The following is an 18,164-nucleotide window of genomic DNA, read 5'->3' on the forward strand; positions in this document are numbered from 1 at the left end:
GATTCAAGCTGCAGGGCTGGATTTCAATGTAGTGAAGAAAACGCTGAGAACGACAACCCCGGATTTACCGGTGGTGGGTCACTACGCCACTGTAAGGACGGACAATTTGCAGGTTTTGGGAGTCGTCGGTTCGCGCTACGAGCCGATCCAGAACAGGGATGCCTTCACGACATTTGATGCCTTGGTCGGTGAAGGCGAAGCGATCTACCACACCGCCGGCGTTCTCGGGAAAGGGGAGCGGATATGGATTCTCGCCAAACTGCCCGACTATATCCGGGTGAACGGTGATGATCTCGTCGAAAAATTCCTGCTTCTCACGAACTCTCACGACGGGAGCGGACCGGTTCGTGTGAAACTCACGCCCATCCGTGTTGTCTGCGAAAACACTCTCACTGTCGCACTCGACGGCAGGGAGCAGGAGGTGCGGATCCGCCACACCGCCCAGGCGGAGGCAAGGCTGAAGCAGGCCCATGAAATCCTCGGGCTGACGAACCAGCTCTATGCGGAGCTTGATCAGATCTTCAACGGAATGAGCAAAAAGTCGATGACACAGACGATGCTGAATGATTATCTGAAGAAGATATTTCCCGATCCGCCGGATAAAGAGCGCTCGACCCGGGCGACAACAGTGCGGGAAAAGGTAGTGGAACTGACCGAGAACGGAATCGGCGCGGAAATGGCCAAAGGATCCCTTTGGGGAGCCTACAACGCCGTCACGGAACTCGTCGATCACTACCGGAGAACAACCGCAGACGATATGGCTGGGCTCAAGTCGATGTGGTTTGGCTCGGGCGAGAGGTTAAAGAAGAAGGCGTTCGAGGTGGCGGCGGAAATGCTGAATTAAATAAGAAACGGGGAGCGAGAAACTCCCCGTTGTTCTCAATCGTATGCCTCCGGGGCGATCCAGAGTCGCGGCGAAATTCCTCTTTGATTCAGATTCTATTATTGCTTAATTTCGAATGAGGCATCTTCGGTTAGAGGCTTCGAGCCGGAGTGCGTCCCGTCATTCAGAACACTTTAAGAAAAATCTTCGCTCTTTGTTGGAATCACAGCGCAAAAAAATGAATCGAGGTGAACTGATCATGAATATCCAAAAATTATACGATGCACTCGACGCAGACGAAATGAACTCATCACTTGGCATTATCTGCGCCGAGTTGGAGAGCCAGGGCTACGCTGTCATGATAAATGACGGGGAGGTCAGGTCGGAGGAATTTTTCGACGGAGAACACAAAGATCTGGAACAAGAATTTATTCCAATCAAGATGTCCCTCTACCGTGCGGAGAATTTCGAACAACAATTTGTTATTGAGTTCACTGAATATCACGACTTTGTGATCAAGAAGTGCGACACCCAGTCCTCGGCTTAATGGGGTCAATCACGCGTAGGGATACCGATCGTTAATGGAGGGGAAAATGGGGAGTAAATTACTCCCCATTATTTTTTTGGTGAAATTCATCTCAACCATCATGAGGCTATGTTTGATTGCTGAATCAAAATTGGCTATTTTCATGCTGAGAAAAAGCTTTCCGCTAGGGAGCTCCATCCGGAATAGAATGTCAAAGTTGGCAGAAGTGGATTAGAGCATTATAATTAAGACTGAATACGGGATGCGAACGCTTTTGTTGGTGCATATTGACAATGCAAGCCTCGGATTCAATAAATATCGGAACGGCTATAGAACCCTTACCGCTATTCATTAGACTAAAAGGTTGAATTAATCTCAAGATTTGGAATCGAAACAAAAAAATATGAAAAAAGAATCCTCTATAAAGCCTCAGCCACTCATTTCTGAAATATTGCCAGGGTTTGCGACGATAATCGTTGTTGGAGCCGCCTATTGGGTGAGGCATCCGGAGGTTGTTTCTTCTCTCCTTCATTCGCAAAGCCTCCTTGCAATAGTTGCCGCTCTCGGAGCTGGTGGTTTTATCGCTTCGTGGATAGTGGGAACATTTTTGGATACATGTAGAGATCTAATCGAGTCTGTAATCGATAAATGGTATCCCATCAATTGGGGTTTTCTCCTCACGGCGGGGCCGGAAGATATTGAACGGTTAAACGACTGGTATTTGGCATACTACCTTCTCAATGGTAACTATGTTGTGGGCGGTCTTTTGATTTTAGGGTTCACCATAATCGGGTTTGTTACCATACCAGGATGGGCGATTTGGTTATTGGCGCTCGCCATCGTTATTCTTGTTTTTGACGCGGGGACATTGAGAATTGAAATGAAAAGTGTGATGGGAACAGGGTTGCCCCACGAGGGCGTCTACACAAGGTTAGGGCGATCAAAGGTGGATCCGGATGGTGTCGGTGTATTGGCAATCAGAGATATCAAAAAGGGGACATATCTCTTCGAACCCGACGACGAAGGGATGGTTCGGATTGATTCGGCTCGCGTAAGTGAACTCTCCAAAGAGATCCGAAAGTTATATTACGATTTCGGCCCCCTTAACGAAGGGAAATATGGTGTGCCGACGAGTTTTAACAAACTGACCGTGGCGTGGTATGTAAATGAATCTGAACATCCTAATGTCGGGTGCGATAAGGATTTCCGATTTTATGCGCTGACTGACATCAAAGTGGGAGATGAACTGACAACTGACTATGACGAGTATTGCGAGAGACCTCCCGAAGAATAGAGTATATTTGGACTTAGCTCAGACCCTTGCGTACAAAGGCAATTTCTCCCACTTTGCCGTGCATATTTTCACGCTCTATATTATGCTGCATGACACACAGTCTCATCATATAGGAAATAGTTGTAAATAGGGTTATATTTAAATGCAGGAAAGTACTCCAACCCATGGCTGATGTCCTCACCGCAAAACAACGATCATATAACATGTCTAGGATCAGGTCCACAGGTACTGGCCCGGAAATGATCTTCCAAGAACTGCTCCGCAAGAAAAACATCACGGATTTTGAGACTCATCCCAAGGATATGACTGGGCGTCCGGATTTCTATTTCCGTAACAAAAAAATGGCGGTGTTCATAGACGGGTGTTTCTGGCACGGGTGCAAAACCTGTTTCAAAATGCCAGCCACGAATACAGCGTTCTGGCGGGCGAAGATCAAGGCGAATATTCTACGGGATCGTAAGGTCAACAGGATGCTCGCAGGCAAGGGGGTCTCAGTTCTGCGGGTAAGAGAGCATGATCTCAAGAAAAATCCCGAAAAAATTCTCGCCACCGTCGAGAGAAAACTTAGCGAAAACTGTTCTCCCACAGTTCTTGATCTGTTTGCGGGCGCCGGAGGTTTTTCGGAGGGGTTTGTAAGAGCTGGATGCGAAATAGTCGGTCACATTGAAATGGACAGCAATGCATGCAGCACGATTGTGACACGAATGATTTATCATGCGCTTGTGAAAAAGGGCGGGTTCAAAGATTACAGAGACTATGTTCTGGGGAAAATAAGTCGTGACGCTCTTGTTGAGAAGTATGAACTTCAACGCGAGAGGGATTCCGTTATATGTTCAAGGATCGGAAAGGATAATTTCAGAGAACTTATACGGCAGATTAGAAAACGGCTTGAGGGGAGAGATCTCGATATAATCATAGGCGGGCCGCCCTGTCAGGCATATTCATACATAGGTCGGGCGCGCGACGAAAGGAACATGAAAAGAGACGACCGCAATTTTCTTTATAGATATTATGTCAAATTCCTGAAAGCTCTTAAGCCGAAAATATTTGTTTTTGAAAATGTTCCCGGCCTTGAGAGTGCCGGAGACGGGAGGCATCTGCGTGAGATGCGCCTATTAATGAAGCGAGCGGGATATGAAACAGCCTACAAGACGCTTGATGCCGTGGATTTTGGAGTACCTCAGACAAGGAAGCGAATCATTCTTGTCGGGTGGAGTAAAGAATCCAGACTCAGGAGCTATCCCGATTTTCCGAATACCAGCCGTGAGTACCGTGTAAAGTCTTTTCTTGCCGATCTCCCGAAGATCAGATCGGGACAGGGAAAACGAGTGGAATTATCTTCAAAAGTCGGAAAGCTATTGACGGAAATTGGAATAGCTGATCGAAAATTCGACGTCATTATGGAGCACGTCGCGCGTCCGAACAACAGACGGGATCTGCAAATATACCGCAGGGCAATTCTGGCAAAACGGCACGGGCGAAATATTAGATATAATGACCTGCCGGATAAGCTCAAGACTCACAAAAACAAGCATGGCTTTTTGGACAGGTTCAAGGTGGTAGACGCGAATGCCGACGGTGCCCAGACCGTTGTAGCTCATATCGCCAAAGATGGCCACCATTATATTCATCCGGACCTACAACAATTGCGCTCGCTGACCGTGAGGGAAGCGGCACGCTTGCAAACTTTTCCCGACGACTATAAATTTGAGGGTGAAAGAAGTTCTCAATTCAGGCAAATCGGCAACGCCGTTCCTCCTTTGCTTTCGACTATTTTGGCAAAGGAACTAAAGAAATATATATGAACAATCAAAAAACGATGGGCAATTTCAAGCCACGTGCAAGATTATTATTACAGCTGGGAGATCAATTAATCCGCAGCGAGAATATTGCTGTTGTTGAATTGGTGAAAAATGCATATGACGCAGATGCAAAAAAATGTGAAGTGATACTCAACGATGTAGACAACTTGGAAGCGGGTGAGATTATCTTACAGGACAACGGGATTGGCATGACCCCCGAAATTGTAAGGAACGTCTGGCTGGAGCCCGGGGCAGACGTAAAGGAATTAGTACTGCAGGGAAAGGATGTTCCTGAAGAATTTGGATATACTGCAAAGAGACTGCCCATCGGGGAAAAGGGCATTGGACGCTTCGGTGTTCATAAACTAGGGAATTACATCGAAATGATCACCAAAAATGCCAATTCCCAGAATGAAGTGATTGTAAAGATTGACTGGACAAAATTTCAAAACACAAAATACCTTGAGGATGCTGATTTTTCTGTTGAAGAAAGGAAACCGGAGATTTTCAGAAACGGGCGAACCGGTACACATATTATTATAAAGAAGATAAAGACTGTATGGACGGAAAGCCTTTATAAAGAATTGCACAGATCTCTTACATCACTAAGCTCTCCATTCAATAATCAGTCCGACTTCAAAGTGCTGCTCCGGCTCAATCTTAGGGAGAAGGACAAATATTTAATTTGGACAAAACATCTATTAACCGTCAAGGACATAAAGAAAAAAGCCTTGTGGACTCTGGATTGCACGATCTCCGGAAATGAAATCACAAGATTTTTGTATAAGTTCAAACCATGGAAAACCATGGATAAGCTGAATCCGAGAAAGATTGATACTGAAAGTGAAGAATACAAAAGAGCGATAAAAAAACTGAGAAATAATGCGGGTAACCTTGATCTCGGACTCTTCAAGATCGGGGAAATCAGAATAGAGGCTTATCTATTTGACCTTGCGCCGAAAATCCTTAAGCTCGGAGTTCAGGACAAGGAAACTCTTGTGGATTTTCTATCGATTAATGGAGGTGTGCGCGTTTATAGGGATGATATGCGGATTTACAACTATGGTGAGCCGGGAGACGACTGGTTGAATCTGGACAAAACGCGCATAAATCAACCGTCCCAGAGGATAGGGAATAAAAATATTCTTGCAGCCGTTCATATCAGCAGGGCGGACAGCAGGGATCTCCGGGAAAAGACAAACAGGGAAGGATTTATCGAGGATTCGGCCTATTTTGTTTTTCAGGAATCCGTGCAGAGGGCGATAGAAATATTTGGTCAACTCAGAAATATTGATAAAAGGAAGGTTCGGGAACTGTATGAAGGCTCATCAAAAACCGAGCCGGTTCTCTACGATATTGATGAACTCAAAGAGTCAGTACAAAACAAACTGGAGCAGCTGAAGGCCGGCGAGCAGAGCAAAAAGGATTTCCTGAAGTACAAGGAAGAGGTCAAAAAAGAAGTTTTCAGCGGTTTGGACAGAATTAAGCAGCAGTATATAAAGACCAACAGCATCCTCCTGAAGAGCGCCGGTGCGGGCCTTAGCCTAGGAGTGGTAATACATGAAGTAGAAAAACGCGTAAAGGAATTGTCTCAGGTACTGAACGCCGCAAATGAAGAATTCAATGTAAACAAAGTCAGGAGTCTGGTTAAATCGGTTGCAAAACTGATAGAAAATTACTCCGTGCTGATTGCCAATGAAAAAAAGACAAAACTGAACTTAAACCTGATAATTGAGGACGCAATATTCAATACCGAGTTCAGGCTGAAAGCCCATAAGATTGAACTGGTCAAGGCTTTTGAAAAAACGAAGCCGGTCAAGATCCGCTGCTCCCTGAACACGCTTGTTGGCGTCCTGCTGAACATCTTTGACAACTCCATTTACTGGCTGGATTATCACGGTGTCAGAAACAAAAAAATCTATATCAATGTGAAGAAGTACAGAAATAACGAAGTCGGGATAATCATTGCGGATAACGGCACGGGGTTTGCGCTCTCTCCCGAAGATGCCATCCAGCCGTTTGTCTCCATGAAACCTGGCGGGATGGGTCTTGGTCTCCATATTGTAAGCGAGATGGTCAAGGCATACGACGGCAAACTTCTCGTCCGTGATTACAAAGAGACAACAGGCATTCCGAACGAGTTTGAACACGGCGCCATCATAGAGTTAATTTTCAGACAGATCCATGAAGCTTAATAATTTTTCTGATTTTGCCAGAGTGGTAATTATTGACGACAGCCAGGAAGAGGGACTGGCCATTAAAGGAGCATTGGAATCCATCCAGATTCCTTCGCTCTTTTATCACGCTACTTCAAATAAAAGTCTACCCCAAAAGACGATCAAGAACATACGGCTGGTTTTTTTGGACTTGATTTTCAGTGATTCCGGTGGACGCACTGATCCTCAAAATGCCGGAAACGCAATAAGTAAATTGAGCACGGTTATCGGGAAAACAGGCTTTTACATACTCGTCATCTGGTCAAGTCATACCACGGAGGGTGTTGCAACGACTTTTCAAGCGCAGTTGGAGAGGCAGAGCGATTTTGCAAAACCGTATAAGTTGCTCACGCTGCAAAAAACAGATTTCAGAACGCCATCAGGGAAATTTAAGATCAAAGCAATCATCAGAGAAATAAATGAACAACTTGCTTCATCCCCCTCGCTTAGAGTTTTCGCTGACTGGGAGAGTCTAACAACAAATTCTATTTCCGATATTGCAGGCAACATAGTTGGCCAGAAGACCCATCAAGATCTATCCAGAACAATAAACTCCCTTTCAGAGGCGTATGCCGGGAAGGGTAAGCCGAAAGATATCCCCCAAAACGCCCTTTTGGCTTTCAACGAGGTTTTTAAAGGTGTCGTGTCAGAAGGAATTATTTCGAATGATTTTGGCAGTTTATACAGGAAAATTGAAACAGGGAAATTAAGCGATCCCGAGAAAGCAAAACTTAACACCTACTTAATATTTACACCGGATACAAATATAGGGCCGGGGAGCATTTTTAAGATTAAGCAGTCCCAAGCTGTCAAAAAGAAATTTATTGGAGCTATTCTTGATCAGGACCAGACAACCCTTGGTGCGGCCTACGCGAAAATAATTCCCATTGCGGTCGAAATCACGCCTTTGTGCAATGCTGCACAGAAAAACGCAAAGCATTCATATTTTTTAAATGGAATCATCCACCCTGAGTTCTATCCGCCAAACGGCAATGGAAACATGAAGAAGATTTCAGTTAACAGGGATAAGAAACCTCATTGCTATATGCTGGAAAAAAGCTTTTGGGATATTACGCAGGGAGAAACGTTCAGGCTCTCATTTAATTTGAAGCTGTTCCATTCATCGATATCTAAACAGTACACGTCAATGGGGAAAAAATTAAGGGATAATTTTGTCATAGATCTGCAGCATCAGGTTGCCGGCTATATATCCCGCCCTGGCCACGTTCTGCTATAAAAAATTTACAGTCTTTTAACAGCCGTAATCATAGTTAAAAAAATGCCCGACACGTTGTTGTGTTGGGCATTTTGTTTTTTGGAAAAGAACTGTCTGCATCAGCATACACGAGGAGGGGTAAGCTCCTGAACTCTTTCGTCGGCAAGGCGAATGATGTTCAAAATACGTTCGACGGCGTTATTCAGGGCTTCGTCATGTTCTCGGATGAAATCGACATCTTTCACCTCCTCGGCGTCTAGTCCGTTCTCTCGAGCTATCTTTCCCAGTTCGTATCTCAGCATATATCGCGCCTCGAAACAGACCTGCCCGATCAAAAACATTTCATGCTTCATCACCCCTATCAAAGCCATGAAATCATCGTCTCTTTCCGTTGCCATCGCTTTTACCCTTTCGTGTATGATTGATCTTAATTGTCAATTCTATACTCTGGGTATATTCTACCACAGCTTGTACGCCGATGTCAAGAGAAACTAGACCATTGATGTTTGAAATCAGTTTATCGTTTCAGGCAAGTTATGCAGCCAGCTGGCCTGTCTGATCTCTCTGCTCCCCTCGGTTATCGAGTATCAGTCATCCTGCTACATCCCGAATGTCCTCAACGCACCCCTTTAACTGTTCTCACTGCTTTGTCTACGAACACCTATCGATTCTTTGTTCTCGGGTTTATTGGCGGTCCTGCATCGAGAGTATGATAAGTTGACACTAATCAGGGGTACTTAATTATTGGGTAATATTTACGTACATTGAAAAGTGATTAATTGAGAGGGATACTTAATACAAAACCGAAGCAATCTGCCAAAAAGAACACAGAGATATCTTCACATGACACCCTTGGACAAGAACTATTTATCCCTTCAATTCTGGAATAAGATTTACCAATTAAATGGGATCGAGTTTCAGTCGTTCTCCGAAAAAATTATGGAGAAGGCTTTTAAGGGATTCCAAAAGATAAGGCCTTATGGCAAAGCAGGCGACAAGGGAAACGATGGCTATCGCCCCGCGGAAGGCATCTATTATCAAATGTATGCTCCTGCTGACCCGAGCGAGAAAGAAGCCGATGCAGCAGGGAAGTTCAAGGAAGATTTTTCGAAGTTGAAAAATGGTTGGGACACAATATCGAAAATAGAGGAGCTTAATTTTGTATATAACGATAAGGGTTCAGGCGTGACCGAAAAGCTCGAGGCGGCAAGAGCGGAACTCAAAGTCGCGAATCCAGAAATAGAGTTCAAGATATTCACTCCGAAAAATCTTGAGGACCTGTTTTTCACGCTGAGTAGCGATAAGATATTGTCCTTAGGATTCGATATTGATTCACGGAATGCCATCAAAAATGTAAGGGGTTATTTGGAGAAGCTCGATGCTGAGTTAGACAAAGAAAGCGGCGCGTTTGTATTGAGAGTACTCAGTAATATTAAAGACATTATCGCAGGACAAAATGATGAAGGCCTGCTTCTCGATTATGAAATACTTGAGGCGAGGGCATTGCAAAAGAATGAGGAAGTGATTGAATCTCGAAGTAAATACGAAAGCATTCGTAAAAGATATCCGGATGATCCGCGTGCATTTTTGTATCTAGCGGAAATCTATCTAAATAATGAAGATTTCGAGAAGAATAACGAACTCCTTACAAAGGCTGAGAAGATCAACCCTGATTATTGGTTACTGAAGCTGGAAAGGCTGGTTCGGGAAATAAGGCTAGGGACTAATATTGACCCCACGTCAATTGATGAAAGAAATTTTCCGGATGAACCGAAAGCAAGATCGAACTTTTACAGAATTTATGCAGTGATATTTGAGCGTTTGGGGGATATAGTGAAAGCGCAAAGCTTTGTTGAAAGGGCTATACAATTCAATCCTGTTAGATTCGCTAACTATGATGTCAAAATCTCACTATTGGCGGACAAAGTTATCGCTGAGGAAGACAGCGAGAAGCGCCAAAGCGTGGCTGATGCAGTATTAAGGGAAATCGAGAAGGTCGAAGAGAGATTCAATGAAGGCGGAGGGTTAAGCCCGAGGAGTCAGGTCTTGCTGAATATAAGGAAACTCCATATGTACCTCAGCAAGGAGGATTATTCAAGCATTGAGGTTGTTGCGAAAGAGACATTTGGACTTGTCCTCGACTGTCATCTCGACTACCTTACGGAAAAGTTAATTGCCGACTTGATCCATGTATGGGAATTGCCCCAAGCTGATTTTGAAAAACTTAAGAGCCACCTAAAGAAGGCAGAAAAACCCATTGCTGATGTTTTAGCCAAAGTTATGGTTCTGCAATTTCTCCAAAAGAACACGCACTTCACTGAGGGGAAAGAGTTTTTTAGTGAGATCAAAAAACAAAATATTGTTGATTTCATAAGCGCTGTCGAAAACAAGAATTACAAAGAAGTTGTCACTTTTTTAAAGGATGATATACGGTTCGCCGTAGACTTCGCCTTGGGGAATCATGAATCACCGGAGCTTAGAAGGAAGATTATCGAATCTCTTCCCGATGATGGAAGTGTTAAAAAAGAAAAACTGTTTCTTATTTTGTCTTACGAAGAAGGTGATCTTGATGGGGCATTTGCGATACTCCAGAAGATGGATCTTTCGAAATTGGGTTATATAGAGAGTTTGACCACGCTGAAAATCGCTCGAGAAAAGAAGGCTTGGGATTCGGTAATCTTTTTGATAGAAAGATTATTAAGCCATGAGAAAGACAAAAAGGCTGCGCTTAGGATGAGACTCCAGCTATTCACGGCAAATTTTAACCTCGAGAGATTCCCAGAAGTAGTCCGCATCGGGAACAGCGTCCTGGAGAACCCAGAGGAAATGAAACTAATGGATGATGGCAATACGGAAATCCTCGTTGCGCAAACAACGTATGCATTTTTGAAGAGGAATGATCCGAATGCAAGAGCCTTCATTGAAATTTACTCTCCATTCTTGAAATCGTTTGAGGGTAAGATCTCCGCCGAGACAGAGGTGTACTTAAGGGCCGGGGATGCCAAAAACGCTCTGAGGTCGGTGGTGGAAGGCATAAAGATGGTCAAACACCCTTCGCCGGAACAATACGGGATGCTTTTCTTTGTCTTCTCGCAGATCGGAAACATGATGTCAGATTTTAATTTAACATCGTCTGATGAGGTCATCCCGGATTCCTTCGTAAAATTAAAGGATCAAGAAAGATGGTTCTATATCGGGGAGGGAGAGGAGCTCGATGCCACGAAAGTTGACGGGCTAGATGAAAACCATGCGATGTTTATCGGAAAGAAGCTAGGGGAGGGAATCTCGTTTCCCAATAAGTATCGTTCAGAAAACCCAGAATTTGTTATAGAGACCATTTTGCCCATAGAGAAATATATACTCTGGCAATCGACGCACTGTGCCCAGAGACTATCTGTCGAGCATCGGTGGGATGCCATGGAAATGATTGAAATTCCGACGTCTGGTGGATCAATAGATACGAAATACCTGATTGCCAAGATGGAGGATGAAGCGAAAGAAAGAGGTGATTTCTTTAAGCTCTATTGTGAACAGGATGCTCCCCTAGCACTTCTTGCCCTTAATGAGGGCGGCCTGACCAATGCGATAGGTCGCATTGCGAGTGAGCAGAAGGGCTTCATTAAGATGAGCACAGGAAGTGTGGAGGAAATGAATCAACAAAGAGAAGTCGCAAAGAGAATGGTTGCCGGAGAGACTTTCTATCTTGACGGTACTTCGGCGCTTTTGCTCTCGGAGACCGGTCTTTTCACCAAGATAAATGGTTTCTTGTTGGGTCTCAAAGTTCCGCAGTCCGTAATTAGTTTGCTTCTAGAGGTGGAAGATAAGTTCAGATATATACCTGGGCAAGCCGGACGCATGGCGTACATCAATGGCAGAATAACGATTTCAGATCTCGATAAGGAGAAAATTAATGCCATCAAAGCAAATTTTGAAACCAGCATAAAGTTACTGGAGGGCAATCCGAAGAATATCAGCATAATCTCATCCGCTAACAAATCGAGTGCTTTTTCAGAGCAGAAAGTTGCTCCTAGTCTTGCCGACGCATGTATCCTTGCGCATAGAGAAAATGTCCCGATTCTTACAGAAGATTTTTTCTACTTGAAAATGAACGAGATAGAAACAAACAAGCCCGCTTCTGAATACTGCTCTTCCATAATCTTGCTCAGAGTTTTATATGAACAAGGAAAAGTTAGTTTCGAAGAATACCTAGGCTATTTTGCATACCTATCTTCATATCGAGCAAGGTTTTTGTCACTCACCACAGAAGATTTAGAGAAGGCGGTATTTGGCGATGGGCTTATTAGAGTTGTAAGACCAGAACAGTTGAGGAAATTCAATTTTCCACTTACTCTTTCCGAGGAATATGGAGTCACTCCGCGCGCAGCCTTTCAAGTAGTTGGAAGCTTTCTGATAAAGGTATTGCTCGACGACTCCGTTCTTCGGGACACAACACAACGTATATTCGCCGAGATTGTCACCGCGTTTCCCACGAAAGAAAATCGGAAATCCTTTGGCAGGATTCTTCTTGTTGTCGCTGTTCAGACAATAAATCAGGATCGCCAGAGGCTTATCGTTGGAACGCGGCTTCAAGAAAAAGTTGAGGCAATCAATGCTTTTCTGGCGGCTTACACTTCTTCTTCGGCAACTAGCCAATAAAACAGTCTATATTTTCCTTTCCGGCAATTTTACCCACCTTACCTTGCTTAACTCCACCATCTATGCTAAGCAGCATGACGGACCGGATAGGGAATTTCCAGATCCTTCTCCCAGAAAAAAGTTCTAACGTCATTCGCTAGGGTAGGGTCCACATTGGGTTCTATTTGATGGTCGGAGGGAAGGCTGTAAATTCGTAATTTTTATCCGAACCTCCCTCAATGGCAACTATGAGGAACTCGGATTGAACCTTTTTTAATAGGTTAACCTCCTCCTTTAGCCATTCTCTAAGGTCGTTTTTTGTAAACGAATTGCTCCACCATTTTTTCTTCCTACATCGCTCGAACGTCTCGTCGATGCTCGTGTCGATAAAAATAATCATATTGTCACATTGAGGTGTTCGATGTTTTACTTCCTCTAGTCTGTCGGCAGTAAGATCTACATCTTGGCCCTTAACGAGGATAACTGAATTGTGGCTAACTGCTAGCTGCTCGATTATTTTAGGGAGTTGTTTCCTCCGTTCACCATTGCCATCTTTTTCGTCTTGGATGACCCAGTCCATACTTTCAGGGCAGGGAATTATCTTTTTGCTGTTCCAGCCCAATCGTTTTACAAGGTCGGGAACCTTGCCCTCCGATATTTTTCTGATAAGGCATTCTTTTCCGGCTCCGCTACCGCCGCAAAACCAGACTATCTTTGTTTTTTTATCCATTGATGTTGAATTGATATCTTTTAAGGGTTGTCTTCTATTTTAGCAGTATAAAAAGTGATACGAGAAATATATTTACATTTAAATTAGTGTGTGTTATAATGTATACATCATGGGCGAGAGATCACGCGTGGAAAATACTAGTGATTTAATCCTTTCCGGTTGGGCAACAAGGGACTTTACCCTGGAAGAGTTCGATGCATACTTAGGGAAGTTTCGCCCAGCTATCGTTGAAATTAGTAAAGATTTTGTAGATAAGACAGTCTCATCCAAAGGGTTGTATGGCGTGATCGCAGAGTTTAAAAAAAGTAACCCCGGGACAATCATCGCTTTTGCCGGAACGACTGATTTCTGTTTATGTTCGAGCCTCGACTTTCCCCGGTACATTAAATACTTGAGCGTTCAATCCGCACAGGCGCATTTTTTTGATTCATCTATCTTCCGAATTATGATTGGTGGGAATACAGATTTCTTAAGGGAAACCGTCTTAGATAGATTAGATACATTTGAAAAACTGATAGCTCCGATCGGAGTCGGCGTTGAGATCCATAAGGGCTGGGAGTCTTCGTTAGAACATATCAAACTCATTGTGGATAAAACAAATTTCAATTTTATAATCGATTTCCAAAATTCGTTGGACTCGCATTTGGATTTCAATTCCCTCCACGAGGTAATACCGCAGGATCGTATTTCCTATTTCCACACCAGGAATCTGGGCGAGCAGTATGTGGAACATCAATCCTCACTCGAGGAGGAACGCATGTGGCTCGGGTGGTGCCGGAAACCGCTCCTCTGGGAACCAAAGAAAATCAACAAAAATGATATAGTGAAGTACTCCTATGGACATTAAAGTTCTCATCGAAAGCATAGGTCTTTCTCCCGCTGAACTAAAACCTTATCTCCTGGGTGAGATTGACGAATTTATTGACGCTACCGGCAGCGATGCGCAAGAAGAAGAACTGAACGATGTTGTCTTTGCCTTAAGATCGCTTTCCTATGCACGAATCGGGAAACATATCCCGATAGATGATTCGAGGTCTCAAGAGAAGCTCAAAAACAGATTGCGGGAATTCGGAACGATTTCAAAAAAAGATCCCGTCTTCTTAAATATAGCGATCAAGGAAATTCCTATCGGCGTTGTTCACTTTTCTTTTGGTAACTTCAAGCAACCGTGGACTAATTTTGATCCGGTTAAGAATGGCACGGAGGCTGAAATCGTTATGCTCACCGACGATGAGTATCTCGAGCATAATCATTGGGCAAATCATCTTATCGTAACTTTTGACGACGTCGATCAGTTAGAATATTCATTTCTTACCTCGGGATGGAGTCGGAACGAAAAAAACACTATTTTGTGTCGTGTGCCAGATTTTTTATTCAAACATGCCAAACAATCCGGACAACTATTGACCGCAGATGACGGAATCGCATCGCAAATCGAGGCGGCATTACAACACGTAACGATTAAGAAAGACACCATATTTCATTTTCATTCGTGGGAATCCGGCATTGCCTTATCGTCACCAAACATAAAAAAATTGATCGCGGGGAAACGGAAGATTTTTTCTCCCTATCTCACGGTGAGTCGTTTTAAAGAAATTGCAGCTCAGCATGCTGATAGTGAATCGACATTGAACGCATATGAGTTACGCACGGGGGTGGAATATGAATCTAGGTTGATTTCGTTCTGCGATCTTATCGTTGTCGAAAGCAAAAAGGATGAGGATTTCTATAAAAAATTACCAGGCGCGCAAAACAAGGTACGCGCATTTTCTTACTCACGCGAAAAGCAATATGATGTGAAGCCAGACTCGTTGAGCAAACAGAAATTATGTTTCGTAACTGGAGGAAGGCCGGTTTTTGAGAAAGGATTTATAGAACTTTGCAGGGAGATTCCCTCTATCATAGATTTCGCGAAAAATAATAACTTAGAGATCCACTTTAGGATTCTTTGCGGGGAGTATGATCGAGCAACGAAAGAACCGAAAAAAACCGCATATATCAAAGCGTTACATGATACGATATCAGAATTGAAGCTCGACGATTATGTTTCCGTCGAGGACAAGGTTTCTATTGATGAGCTCAGAAATATCCTTTCCCAGTCGTCCGCGCTTATTGTTCCATCCCTCTACGATCCTTATTGCCTCATGCCGCACTATGCTATCGATGAACATAAGGTGAGTTTCGTTTCTTGTTTTGCGGGCATATCTGAAAATATACTTTCCACCGATTATGTTTTCGATCCTACAAAACCAGGATCGTTATTGAAGAGCATTAAAAAATGGTACGAAGGCAATGTTCCATTCGTTTTGTCTAACGCAAATACATCGTATAAAACGTTATATCTTAACTAATCATGGTCCTCGGGAACGCATATATCGGCGATATCGAGACTCTCCTAGTGGATGAGGCTTTAAGATCGCAAAGCCTCTTTCGTTTCCCCGCGAAAAAGAGGGTGTCGTATGCATGGGTATTCGAAAACCAAATAAAGGAGATGATGGATGTCCGTGCTTGCGTGATGTCGCCATCCGCGACCATGTCGCTAGCTTCCTTTTTGAAGGCCCGGGCATACAAAGATGGCAGCGAGGTCATTATGTCGCCGTTATCATGGGTAGCCGATTATTCAGCTATTCTTTTTGAGCGCATGAAGATTCGTTTTTGTTCCTTTGATGAAAATCTACAGGTGAATGTTGGCTCGATCAAGGATCTCATGAATAAAAATACGGTACTGGTAATAACGCCGCATCTGATGGGACGGGGCCAGCAATCGGTTGGAGAAATTGCATCTTTGTGCAAGGAGAAAGGCATCGATTGTATCGAAGACATTGCTCAATCATTTGGCGTCAAAGTGGGCGGACGATACGCAGGATCTTATGGTATCTTTTCTTTCTGTTCACTCAACCACCATAAGATACTAAGCACTGGAGACGGTGGTTTTTCTGTTATCAACGACGCCGATCTATATAAGAAAGTTCTCCATATACATGACCAGGGATGCGAAATCGTGGACGGAAAGAGGAACGTAGACGAGGCGACATATGAAAAAGGATGGTCGTTGCGTGTCAATGATATGACCGGCGCGGTAGCGCTCGCACAACTAGCTCGTTTTCCTGTGACTAAATATGCCGTTCTTGAGCATTACGCTGCATTTATAAAAGTCGCTACCGAGAGTTTTCCGAAAATTAATATCCTATCCATGCACGCGGGGGATATTCCATATTCTGCCCTGATACGTTCATCTCGCAGGGGCATCGCATATCCGTCCCTTCTTGATTCGGGTTGGCATTACATAGAAAACATACCTTATTTTAAAAACCTGGTTATCGATGCGGCTAGTATGCGATCATTGGAACAGGCGAAAAAAATATTGAGCACCGTTTATTCTATTGGAGCAGGATTTGTCGATAAATATTATTCGACACCGGAAGGAACGTATATGCGTGATACAATTAATCCGGACAAGATCATTGGTACCATCAAAAACATCATATGAAAACAATAACTTTTTTTGGTTCTGGTCGTGAAAAAGAAAATATCACCATTCCTGCCCCGGAAATCAATTCCGTCGTCGCTCTTGTGAGCAGATATTATCGGAGAGTTTTGTTTGGTGGAACCAATATCGGCTTTATGGGAGAATTTGCGGAAAGTTGTGTAAGTCATAATATGGAAGTCGAGAGTGTCCTCCCGGGATGGTTTATCGAAAAGCACCCAGAACTCATCTTTAAAAAAGCGAAAGAGGTGATCGTTGATTCACTATCGGAACGAAAACGCTATCTTTCAAACACCGATGCCGTTCTGTGTTATCCAGGTGGAGTCGGCACCCTCGATGAATTATTCGACATTATCGCTCGTATCTCGCTTGGCGAGATAGCGGTGGTACCAATATTTTTGTATAACCACGAACGGTTTTATTCTCCACTATTACTCCAGATTGAGTATGGTGTTAAGACCGGAATCATAAAGGTGGAGACCCAGTCGTTTATCCATACTTTTGAGCACGTCGATCAACTCGAGGTCTTGTTGAAAAAAGAGAATCTATGAAGGTCAGCCTTGGCTCCTGGGATTTTATATTATCTTCGCTAAAAGACGAACATCAACGCGCCGTCGATACCTATTTTAAGGACCAGGTATCAGATACCAAATTGATTGTTGAGTTAAAAAATGAAGGCGGCAAAAGTTTGTTTTTAAAACTAAACTCATCTGTTGGCGAGCGTGGTTTAAGCTTATTGGGCTCCAATGAAAAAGATTACCACTTTTTCGGTGATTTTTTTGAGACCTTTGATGCACGAAACCTATCTTCGGTGGTAGAGGAAAAACGCATCGATAACATCAAAATATCATTACTATCACTAGAAGGAGCATCGCTGCTACAAGAAAAATTTCGAGTTGCCCTACCTAATTTTGATTTTCACATTAATTTGAATTCTATTTCTCCATTTATAAAAAAGGAAAATCTAGTAACCTTACGACGGTCTTACGCTAGACAATTGAACTTGATTGGAAATCGAGGATGGAAGATTGAGGTTGTTAACGAAGTTCCTCGAGAAGCCGTTCTTTTCCATCAGGAGAGATGGGGAGAAAACAGGGGACCAGATTTTTTCAACTATCTCAACTTTCTAAACAAAGGTGGCTATTCTAGATCGTACATACTTTCGGGCAATGGCAACGTCATCGCCTATATTCAGAATATTATAACGTCATCCGTGTCGCACTATTATTATTCAATATATGATCAAAAATTCCCTGGTTCTGGAACATCTGTCATTGCATCAATGCTGGATAACTTTACGAACGACGATGCCCTTGAATATTTTTCTTTCGGCCGAGGGGCGGAGCGATACAAATATGATTGGGCGAATGGGGTTGTAAAAAACTTCGAATTAAGAGGATTCCTAATATCCTAGTTCATCTATAGGATATCTAGT

The 18,164-nt window shown here is 43.5% G+C and carries 14 protein-coding genes; 12 read left to right on the top strand and 2 right to left on the bottom strand.

What is annotated here, in order from left to right:
- The 6 genes from VMF88_10455 to VMF88_10480 all read left to right on the top strand — a co-directional run.
- On the top strand, nt 1-844 hold an 844-nt coding region (locus tag VMF88_10455; GenBank protein ID HTY11481.1), incomplete at its 5' end, for a DUF932 domain-containing protein.
- A gap of 238 nt (nt 845-1,082) precedes the next feature.
- Complete coding sequence (locus VMF88_10460) at nt 1,083-1,370, top strand: hypothetical protein (GenBank protein ID HTY11482.1); 288 nt, start codon at nt 1,083-1,085, stop codon at nt 1,368-1,370.
- Nucleotides 1,371-1,752: 382 nt separating this feature from the next.
- A complete protein-coding gene (locus VMF88_10465; protein ID HTY11483.1) occupies nt 1,753-2,643 on the top strand; it encodes an SET domain-containing protein in 891 nt (296 codons plus the stop codon).
- Between the two features lie 164 nt (nt 2,644-2,807).
- Nucleotides 2,808-4,448 carry a DNA mismatch endonuclease Vsr gene (gene vsr, locus VMF88_10470; protein HTY11484.1) on the top strand — a complete coding sequence of 547 codons (1,641 nt, stop codon included), beginning with the start codon at nt 2,808-2,810 and terminating at the stop codon, nt 4,446-4,448.
- Nucleotides 4,445-6,640, top strand: a complete 2,196-nt coding sequence (locus tag VMF88_10475) for an ATP-binding protein (GenBank protein HTY11485.1) — start codon at nt 4,445-4,447, stop codon at nt 6,638-6,640. Before vsr ends, VMF88_10475 begins: the two co-directional genes overlap by 4 nt.
- On the top strand, nt 6,630-7,898 hold the full coding sequence (locus tag VMF88_10480; GenBank protein ID HTY11486.1) for a hypothetical protein: 1,269 nt from the start codon (nt 6,630-6,632) through the stop codon (nt 7,896-7,898). Before VMF88_10475 ends, VMF88_10480 begins: the two co-directional genes overlap by 11 nt.
- 98 nt (nt 7,899-7,996) lie before the next feature.
- Here VMF88_10480 and VMF88_10485 read toward each other — a convergent pair whose 3' ends face one another.
- Complete coding sequence (locus VMF88_10485; protein ID HTY11487.1) at nt 7,997-8,275, bottom strand: hypothetical protein; 279 nt, start codon at nt 8,273-8,275, stop codon at nt 7,997-7,999.
- Nucleotides 8,276-8,729: 454 nt separating this feature from the next.
- On the opposite strand from VMF88_10485, the gene VMF88_10490 reads away from it, so the two are divergent.
- Nucleotides 8,730-12,533, top strand: a complete 3,804-nt coding sequence (locus tag VMF88_10490) for a hypothetical protein (protein HTY11488.1) — start codon at nt 8,730-8,732, stop codon at nt 12,531-12,533.
- A 160-nt stretch (nt 12,534-12,693) separates the two neighbouring features.
- On the opposite strand, the gene VMF88_10495 is transcribed toward VMF88_10490, so the two are convergent.
- On the bottom strand, nt 12,694-13,242 hold the full coding sequence (locus VMF88_10495) for a hypothetical protein (GenBank protein HTY11489.1): 549 nt from the start codon (nt 13,240-13,242) through the stop codon (nt 12,694-12,696).
- Nucleotides 13,243-13,351: 109 nt separating this feature from the next.
- Here VMF88_10495 and VMF88_10500 point away from each other — a divergent pair, with 109 nt between their 5' ends.
- From VMF88_10500 to VMF88_10520, 5 genes are read left to right on the top strand one after another with little or no spacing between them, the layout of a single operon-like run.
- Entirely contained in the window at nt 13,352-14,089 is a 738-nt protein-coding gene (locus VMF88_10500; GenBank protein ID HTY11490.1) for a hypothetical protein, read from the top strand.
- Nucleotides 14,079-15,593 (top strand): hypothetical protein, encoded by a 1,515-nt coding sequence (locus VMF88_10505; GenBank protein HTY11491.1) that lies wholly within the window; start codon nt 14,079-14,081, stop codon nt 15,591-15,593. The genes VMF88_10500 and VMF88_10505 overlap by 11 nt, the downstream gene beginning before the upstream one ends.
- A 47-nt stretch (nt 15,594-15,640) precedes the next feature.
- Nucleotides 15,641-16,732, top strand: a complete 1,092-nt coding sequence (locus VMF88_10510) for a DegT/DnrJ/EryC1/StrS family aminotransferase (GenBank protein ID HTY11492.1) — start codon at nt 15,641-15,643, stop codon at nt 16,730-16,732.
- Nucleotides 16,729-17,280, top strand: coding sequence for an LOG family protein (locus VMF88_10515; protein HTY11493.1), 552 nt, complete (start codon nt 16,729-16,731; stop codon nt 17,278-17,280). The genes VMF88_10510 and VMF88_10515 overlap by 4 nt, the downstream gene beginning before the upstream one ends.
- Nucleotides 17,277-18,143, top strand: a complete 867-nt coding sequence (locus VMF88_10520) for a GNAT family N-acetyltransferase (protein ID HTY11494.1) — start codon at nt 17,277-17,279, stop codon at nt 18,141-18,143. The genes VMF88_10515 and VMF88_10520 overlap by 4 nt, the downstream gene beginning before the upstream one ends.
- The last annotated feature ends 21 nt before the right edge of the window (nt 18,144-18,164 follow it).

The organism is Bacteroidota bacterium, assembly GCA_035506275.1.
Taxonomy (GTDB): domain Bacteria; phylum Bacteroidota; class Ignavibacteria; order UBA10030; family UBA8401; genus JAGVPT01.